The organism is Nesterenkonia salmonea (genome assembly GCF_005771525.1).
In the GTDB taxonomy this organism is placed as follows: domain Bacteria; phylum Actinomycetota; class Actinomycetes; order Actinomycetales; family Micrococcaceae; genus Nesterenkonia; species Nesterenkonia salmonea.
In genome coordinates, this window is the sequence record NZ_VAVZ01000069.1 from 1 (window position 1) to 6,751 (window position 6,751).

The 6,751-nt window shown below is 58.6% G+C and carries 7 protein-coding genes and 1 pseudogene; 6 read left to right on the forward strand and 2 right to left on the reverse strand.

The window, feature by feature from the left end; translation table 11 throughout:
* Window positions 1-65: 65 nt before the first annotated feature.
* Window positions 66-1,214: a PP2C family protein-serine/threonine phosphatase gene (locus FEF26_RS14890; protein ID WP_166433070.1), complete on the reverse strand. Its 1,149-nt coding sequence runs from the start codon at window positions 1,212-1,214 to the stop codon at window positions 66-68.
* Window positions 1,215-1,339: 125 nt separating this feature from the next.
* The gene (locus FEF26_RS14895) at window positions 1,340-1,774 is read right to left on the reverse strand and encodes an ATP-binding protein (RefSeq protein ID WP_138254328.1); all 435 of its coding nucleotides are present in this window, start codon (window positions 1,772-1,774) and stop codon (window positions 1,340-1,342) included.
* A gap of 29 nt (window positions 1,775-1,803) precedes the next feature.
* On the opposite strand from FEF26_RS14895, the gene FEF26_RS14900 reads away from it, so the two are divergent.
* The 6 genes and pseudogenes from FEF26_RS14900 to FEF26_RS14925 form a co-directional block, all read left to right on the forward strand.
* Window positions 1,804-2,259 (forward strand): DUF3054 domain-containing protein, encoded by a 456-nt coding sequence (locus FEF26_RS14900; protein ID WP_138254329.1) that lies wholly within the window; start codon window positions 1,804-1,806, stop codon window positions 2,257-2,259.
* Between the two features lie 141 nt (window positions 2,260-2,400).
* Complete coding sequence (locus FEF26_RS14905; protein ID WP_138254330.1) at window positions 2,401-3,594, forward strand: alcohol dehydrogenase catalytic domain-containing protein; 1,194 nt, start codon at window positions 2,401-2,403, stop codon at window positions 3,592-3,594.
* Window positions 3,595-3,624: 30 nt separating this feature from the next.
* A complete protein-coding gene (locus tag FEF26_RS14910) occupies window positions 3,625-4,524 on the forward strand; it encodes an SDR family oxidoreductase (RefSeq protein WP_138254331.1) in 900 nt (299 codons plus the stop codon).
* 5 nt (window positions 4,525-4,529) lie between these two features.
* Entirely contained in the window at window positions 4,530-4,799 is a 270-nt protein-coding gene (locus tag FEF26_RS14915) for a DUF7218 family protein (protein WP_138254332.1), read from the forward strand.
* Window positions 4,800-5,012: 213 nt separating this feature from the next.
* Window positions 5,013-5,811, forward strand: a pseudogene (locus FEF26_RS14920) (ThuA domain-containing protein).
* The coding region (locus tag FEF26_RS14925) for a Gfo/Idh/MocA family protein (protein ID WP_138254333.1) at window positions 5,804-6,751 on the forward strand (948 nt) is incomplete at its 3' end. The pseudogene FEF26_RS14920 and the gene FEF26_RS14925, both read left to right, overlap by 8 nt.

The window sequence follows — 6,751 nt, forward strand, 5'->3', positions numbered from 1 at the left end:
AGCATGGACCTCAGTACCGCCGGCGGAACAAGAATAGGACTCGAAGCGATAAGTCTCAGTCCCGCTCAAGCGTGTCGCCGTACTGTCACGACGGTCACATCATCGGGTGCCCGCTGACGCTCGGCGAATGCCATGGCCTCCGAAACGGAACCATCGACTCCGTGGGCAGCCAATATCTTGGTGACCTCCAGAAAAGGATTCTCGGGATCTAGCAGATCCAATACACCGTCACTGCAGCACAAGAGCGCGTCTCCAGGATTCAGCTGCGCACTACTTAACCCATAGGACTCCCCCAGGCCCATCGCTAAAGGAAGTCCAGTCGAGTGCAGGTGCTCCCAGGTCCCGTCGGCGCGATAAATAAAGCTCAGGCTGTGACCGCCGTCTACATATTCGAGGCGTCCGGTGGTGGTATCGATGTCCGCGCAGAAGATTGTGGCGAACATATTGAGGTCACCGATGTCTTCCTGAAGCATGACATCAATGTCCGAAACGGTCTCCAAGAGCGTGCGATTCGGTACGGTGCGCATCGATGAGCGCACAGCAGAGGCGATGATCCCCGCACCCATTCCCTTGCCCATGACATCTGCCAAGGTGACGCGCAGGCGACCATTGCGCAGAAGGGCATCATGAAAGTCACCTGATACGCCACCGGCCGGCCTCGAATCTGCCCTGACGGTGAATCCCGTGGGCTCCGGTAGCTGGCGTGGGTGGAGAGCACGTTGGATGACAGCTGCGTGATCAAGTTCTTGCTGCTGCGCCAACTCAGTCTGAACCCAGAGAGCGAGGTCCTTCAACAGCTGGCGGTCCTGTTGGTTGAGCTCCCGAGGCTTCGTATCCATCAGGCACAGTGCCCCTACACGTTCGCCCCCAGGAGCCTCGATTGGATGTCCGGCGTAGAAACGGAGGTTGGGCGCGCCAGTGACGTATCTGCTTTGGGCAAAAGGAGCATATTTTTCGAGGTCTTCTATCACCAGACTGTCCGGCTGTTGAATAGTTGTATCGCAGAACGTCTCTTGGCGAGGGACGTCCTCGGCTTCGAAACCCATTGCAGATTTGCTCCACTGACGTTCTCTGTCAATCAGATTCACGCTGGCCATCGGAACTCCGAAGATCTCCTGGGCCAGGCGTGTGATGCGATCTACCCGTTCATCCGGGGGTGTATCCAGTACATTCAATTCATCCAGCGCACGTTGTCGACGTTCTTCGTCGAACATTATTAGTCCTCTCAGGGTGCATTCAGGATGGTCTTTGCCTACCCTAATCCATTGCCATGCCCGTACGCCGCCTCTTGGTGCCATTCGCATGTGCAGCGTGATCGATTCAGCTGCTGAGTTGCGGGTCAGTCTGAGAGGCGTCGCTTCCTGATCAGATGCCAGGTATGTCTGTCTTCGACTTCATGACTGAGGTGGTCCAGTGCCATCTTCGCGATGGCCAGGCCTCTACCCGATTCAGAGAACTCATCGGGCAGCTCCGCGGTGTCCAGTGAGAGTTCAACCGGATCTGCGTTGTCTTGAAAATCTGCGCTCAGCGCCTCGCTGTCAATTGTGAGGTCAGCAGTGACCGTGATATCAGCGCCTGCCTCACCATGAGAGACGATATTGGTCGCAATTTCACTGACAGCCAGGGAAAAGAACGTCTGATCCTCATCGAGGACATCCCCGGTGCTGCTGTAGAGGTCCTCTAGGGTGTCCAGCACCTCCTCAACGAAACCGAGTTCTGCCGGTCCCGTCAGTGAGGCCTGTGCAGCGTCGTCGCGTTGGCGTGAGTCCTCCATCTACAGGAGAGTAACTCAAAATCGCTCTGATGAGGAGGTTTCGTGTCCGCTGGCTGAGATCGGCTGTCCCGCATCCCCTGGTCCTCGGTGACGAGCCTGCTCAGTGGGGCGAGTATTCTGGGTGGATGCTGGCTGGCCTGCTCTTTGTTATCGATGCTGCGCTGATTCTGCTTTTTGCGCTTTTGGGCAACCGCTCTCATGGGACGGGTCTGTCACCGGTAGACATTGCGTCAACGGCCTGGCCGTTCCTGGTCGGACTCACAGTGGCATGGCTGCTCACACGTTCATGGTCGCGCGCCGCACAGCTGTGGCCTGCGGGAATCATCATCGTGGGCATCACAGTGGCCGTGGGTATGGTGCTGCGCGTTCTCTTCACCGATGGTGGGGCCGAATTGTCCTTTATTCTGGTGGCCACCGGCACCCTGGGTGTCTTTCTATTGGGCCGACGATTGCTTACCTGGTTGCTTCTTCCCTGCAGCCGATAACCAGGTACCCCAAGGGCCCCTGACATGGGAGTTCTCTACCCAAATCTTCGGCTGATGTCCAGTCAGTTCTCAGGCGGGTGTCGATACCGTAGGGATGGTTAGAAGCGAAAACGCGTCAACCTACCGTTCAAGGAGGACGCCATGAAAGCTGTCACCTGGCAGGGCCCCCGAAAAATATCCGTCGACACAGTTCCAGACCCAGTCATACAACGGCCGAATGACGCGATCATTGAGGTCACATCAACTGCCATATGCGGCTCCGATCTTCATCTCTACGAAGTTCTTGGCCCGTTCATGACCCCTGGCGATATTGTGGGTCATGAGCCGATGGGCCGAGTGGTAGAAGCGGGTCCAGAGAGCAATGTGCGGCCTGATGACCGCGTGGTGATCCCGTTCCAGATCGCGTGCGGCAACTGCTATTTCTGTGCTCAAGGGCTTCAGACCCAGTGCGAGACCACGCAGGTCACCGATCAAGGTTCGGGAGCGCAGCTGTTCGGCTATTCAGAGCTCTATGGATCAGTTCCCGGAGGACAAGCCCAGTACCTGCGTGTTCCGCACGCCGATTATGGGCCGATCAAGGTCAGAGATGAGCTTCCTGACCACCGCTATCTGTTTCTCTCTGATGTCCTGCCGACAGCATGGCAGGCCGTCGCCTACGCCCAGCGCTCCCCCGGCGACTCTGTGGCAGTCCTTGGCCTCGGTCCGATCGGACAGTTCGCTGCCCGGATCGCGAAGCATCAGGGTCTGACGGTCTACGCCATCGACCCAGTGGCTGAGCGGCGAGAAATGGCCGCACGGCACGGAGTCCTCGTCTACGACAACAGCGCATCCTCGGTGGACGCCATCCGTGACGCCACGGGAGGCCGTGGCCCTGATGCCGTGATTGATGCAGTGGGTATGGAGGCCCACGGCGACAGCCAGTCAGCTCTCGCAAAGTTGGCTCAGCGTTCAGTGCAATTCCTACCCGATAAGCTCGGCCAGCCTGTGATGGATAAGGCAGGCGTTGACCGTCTGGCTGCCCTCTACACCGGCATCGAGCTGGTGCGGCGAGGTGGAACCCTCAGCCTGTCGGGTGTCTACGGAGGCCAAGCCTCTCCCCTGCCCATGCTCTCGCTCTTCGACAAGCAGATTCAGGTCACCATGGGTCAGGCGAACGTCAAGCGGTGGGTCAATGAGATCCTCCCGCTGGTAGAAGCCCCGGATGACCCCCTTGGGGTCGACGACTTCGTGACGCATCGGATGCCGATCGATCAGGCCCCAGCTGCCTATGAGATGTTCCAGAAAAAGGACGACGGATGCATCAAAGTCGTCCTGGAACCGCAGCGAACTCACTGAAAACCGCAACACCTCAGTTCAAGGAGTGTCATGGACGACAAAGTGCAGAATGACCCACGAAGCAAACACTATGACGATGACCTGCCTAAGCACGGCGATATCGGCCAGCCTGGGCTGACTTCGGAGACCACTCCTACCCCTGACCACGGTGAAAGCAGCTACGTGGGGGCAGGCAGACTGAAGGGCAAGCGCACCCTCATTACTGGCGGAGACTCCGGAATTGGACGTGCCGTCGCCCTGGCCTACGCCAGGGAGGGTGCCGATGTGGCCATTGTGTACCTGCCTGAGGAGCAGGAAGACGCTGAAGCCTGTGCTGATCTGATCCACGATGCCGGTCAGCGCTCAGCCCTGTATCCGCGTGATCTCACAGAGGACGGAGCCGCTGAGGATGTGGTGAAGTCTGCTGTCCAAGACCTGGGCGGACTCGATGTGGTGGTGCTCAACGCTGCTTATCAGCGCGCACGGACTGATTTCGAAGACACCCCCATCTCCGAATTGGAGACAGTCTTCGGCACAAACCTGGTCTCCCATGTGGCCGTGGCGCAGGCCGCAGTGCCACATCTGGCACCTGGTTCTTCGATCATCACCACCACTTCCATCCAGGCTGCTAGCCCCGCTCCCCCGCTATTTGACTACGCCATGACCAAGGCTGCGCAGGTAGCGTTCACCGAAGTGCTCGCCACCGAGCTGGGTGAGAAAGGTATTCGAGTCAATGCTGTGGCCCCCGGGCCCATTTGGACGCCGCTGATCCCCGCAACTGGGTTCCCCGAGGACAAGGTGCAAGAGTTCGGACAGGACACGCCCATGGGTCGCCCGGGTCAGCCGGCAGAATTAGCAGGAGCCTACGTATACCTGGCTTCCGAGCAGGCGAGCTACACCTCAGGAGCTGTTATTCCAGTCACCGGCGGAAAACCGTTCACAGGAGGATAAACACCATGGCCGACCAGAACAGATCCAGTGTCAAAGACGAAGAACTCTATAAAAAGCTCCGTGAGGAGCAAGGCTATTCCAAGGAAAAATCTGCTCGCATCGCGAACTCTGCCAATAAGGAGGGGCGATCTGCTCAGGGGAAAAAGGGTGGCACCTCGCCACAGTACGAGGACTGGACCGTCCCTGAGCTGCGCGAACGCGCCAAGGAAGTAGACCTCACAGACTACTCAGAGATGAAAAAAGACGAGCTCATAGATGCCTTGCGTCACCACTGACGTAGCAGACTGACTCAACCACAACGACGACGCCGCGGGAACTTCAGTAGTTCCGGCGGCGTCGTCGTATGTGCTGGGCTTGGCAGGCTCCCCTGCGGTCCGCGCTGTAGTCTCATGCTGACTGAATCACGCAGCCGTGCACGACGACCAAGGAGATTGAGCACAGAAATGGCGCCTGAACCCATGATGTCCGCCGCCCAACCTAAACCATCCATGGTCTTCGCGCGGCCACTGCGTCTCACCGTATGGGGTGAAAACCGTCATGAACAGGCAGAGCCGAGTGTCGCAGAGCGGTATCCGCAAGGTATGCACGGGGCTATTGCTGAGGGCCTCCGGGAGAATCTTGGAGACAGAGCTGAGGTTCAGACGGTCACTCTTGACGATCCTCAGCATGGTTTGACGGAGGAAATCCTTGTCACGACCGATGTGCTCATATGGTGGGGGCACATGGCCCACGGTGACGTCTCCGATGATGTATGTGGTGGAGCGTGTGCATCGCCATGTGTTGGCAGGTATGGGCCTGATCGTGCTGCACTCAGGTCACTGGTCAAAGATCTTCATGAAGCTCATGGGAACCACCTGCACCTTGCGTTGGCGCAGCGAGCACGATCGAGAACTTGTATGGACCGTGGACCCCACACACCCCATTGCTGAAGGGATCCCACATCCGATGATCATCGACGAAGATGAGATGTATGGCGAGCATTTTGACGTCCCCACGCCTGATGAGCTGATTTTTCTGTCCAGTTTCTCTGGTGGGGAGGTCTTCCGCTCCGGCATCACATATCGGCGTGGCTATGGAAAGATTTTCTATTTCCGACCAGGTGATCAGGACTACCCCACGTATCACCATGCCGGTGTGCGCCGGGTCATCTCCAACGCAGCGCAATGGGCGGCTACGTACCGGCCCGAAAGGACAACTCCAACGCTACTGCGCTACAACACGGAAGACTTCTACAGTGGGCACGGGTACCAGGGGCCGGTAGAGGCTGATTGTGACGACCATGAGTAAGCCGCTGATCCTGGTCGGCGCAGGTGGCATGGGGCGCATGTGGTTGCAGGCGATTTTGGAAGAACCCGGTGCTGAACTGGCGGGTATTGTAGACCTAGACATCGAGGCAGCACAAGCGGCGCTGGAGGCGTTGGGACGTCCAGATGTCCCCACAGGCCAAGACGCAGTGGCGCTTGCTGAAGAAACTGGTGCTGAGGCAGTGGTCAATGTGACCATCCCCCAGGCGCATCACCCAGTCACTGCCACAGCTCTCAACGCAGGGCTTCCTGTTCTCGGGGAGAAGCCAGTGGCCGACACCCTGCCGCGTGCGCTTTCGCTAGCCGCTGCTGCTGAAGCCACCGGTGAGTTCTTCATGGTGAGTCAGTCGCGGAGATACAACCAGCAGCTCTACACATTCCGGGATGAGGCCCGGATTTTAGGTCCTGCAGGAATGCTGGTGTGTGAATTCTTCCGAGCACCGCGGTTCGGGGGCTTTCGTGACCAGATGGCGCATCCGCTTCTGCTCGATATGGCCATTCATCCATTCGACGCGGCACGGTTCGTCATGGGCACGGAGCCAGTGTCCGTCTACTGTGAAGAGTTCAACCCCTCTTGGTCCTGGTATGTGGGCGACGCCGCCGCCACAGCCATCTTTCAGATGGAGAGCGGAGCGCGATTCGTCTACACCGGCAGTTGGTGCAGCCCCGGACGTGAGACATCATGGAACGGTCAGTGGAGACTCACCGCTGAGCGGGGCAGCGTCCTCTGGGACGGTGAACGAGCCCCGCTGACGGACTCTGATGCGCCGGTGCACCATACTCAGATACCGGGTGCCGGGATTGCAGGAGCGCTGGCAGAGTTCCTCAGCGCGCTCTCATCACCGACGTCGGCACAGTGGCACGTAGCGAGAGTTGGAAGCGGTAGTCTGCGTAGTTGGAAGCGACGTTCCGGACTTCAGGTA

Bases quoted from the DNA above. Each gene is read 5' to 3' on its own strand.
- FEF26_RS14915 (WP_138254332.1), top strand. From the start codon at position 4,530: ATGGCCGACCAGAACAGATCCAGTGTCAAAGACGAAGAACTCTATAAA.
- FEF26_RS14905 (WP_138254330.1), top strand. From the start codon at position 2,401: ATGAAAGCTGTCACCTGGCAGGGCCCCCGAAAAATATCCGTCGACACA.
- FEF26_RS14900 (WP_138254329.1), top strand. From the start codon at position 1,804: ATGAGGAGGTTTCGTGTCCGCTGGCTGAGATCGGCTGTCCCGCATCCC.
- FEF26_RS14890 (WP_166433070.1), bottom strand. From the start codon at position 1,214: ATGTTCGACGAAGAACGTCGACAACGTGCGCTGGATGAATTGAATGTA.
- FEF26_RS14895 (WP_138254328.1), bottom strand. From the start codon at position 1,774: ATGGAGGACTCACGCCAACGCGACGACGCTGCACAGGCCTCACTGACG.
- FEF26_RS14910 (WP_138254331.1), top strand. From the start codon at position 3,625: ATGGACGACAAAGTGCAGAATGACCCACGAAGCAAACACTATGACGAT.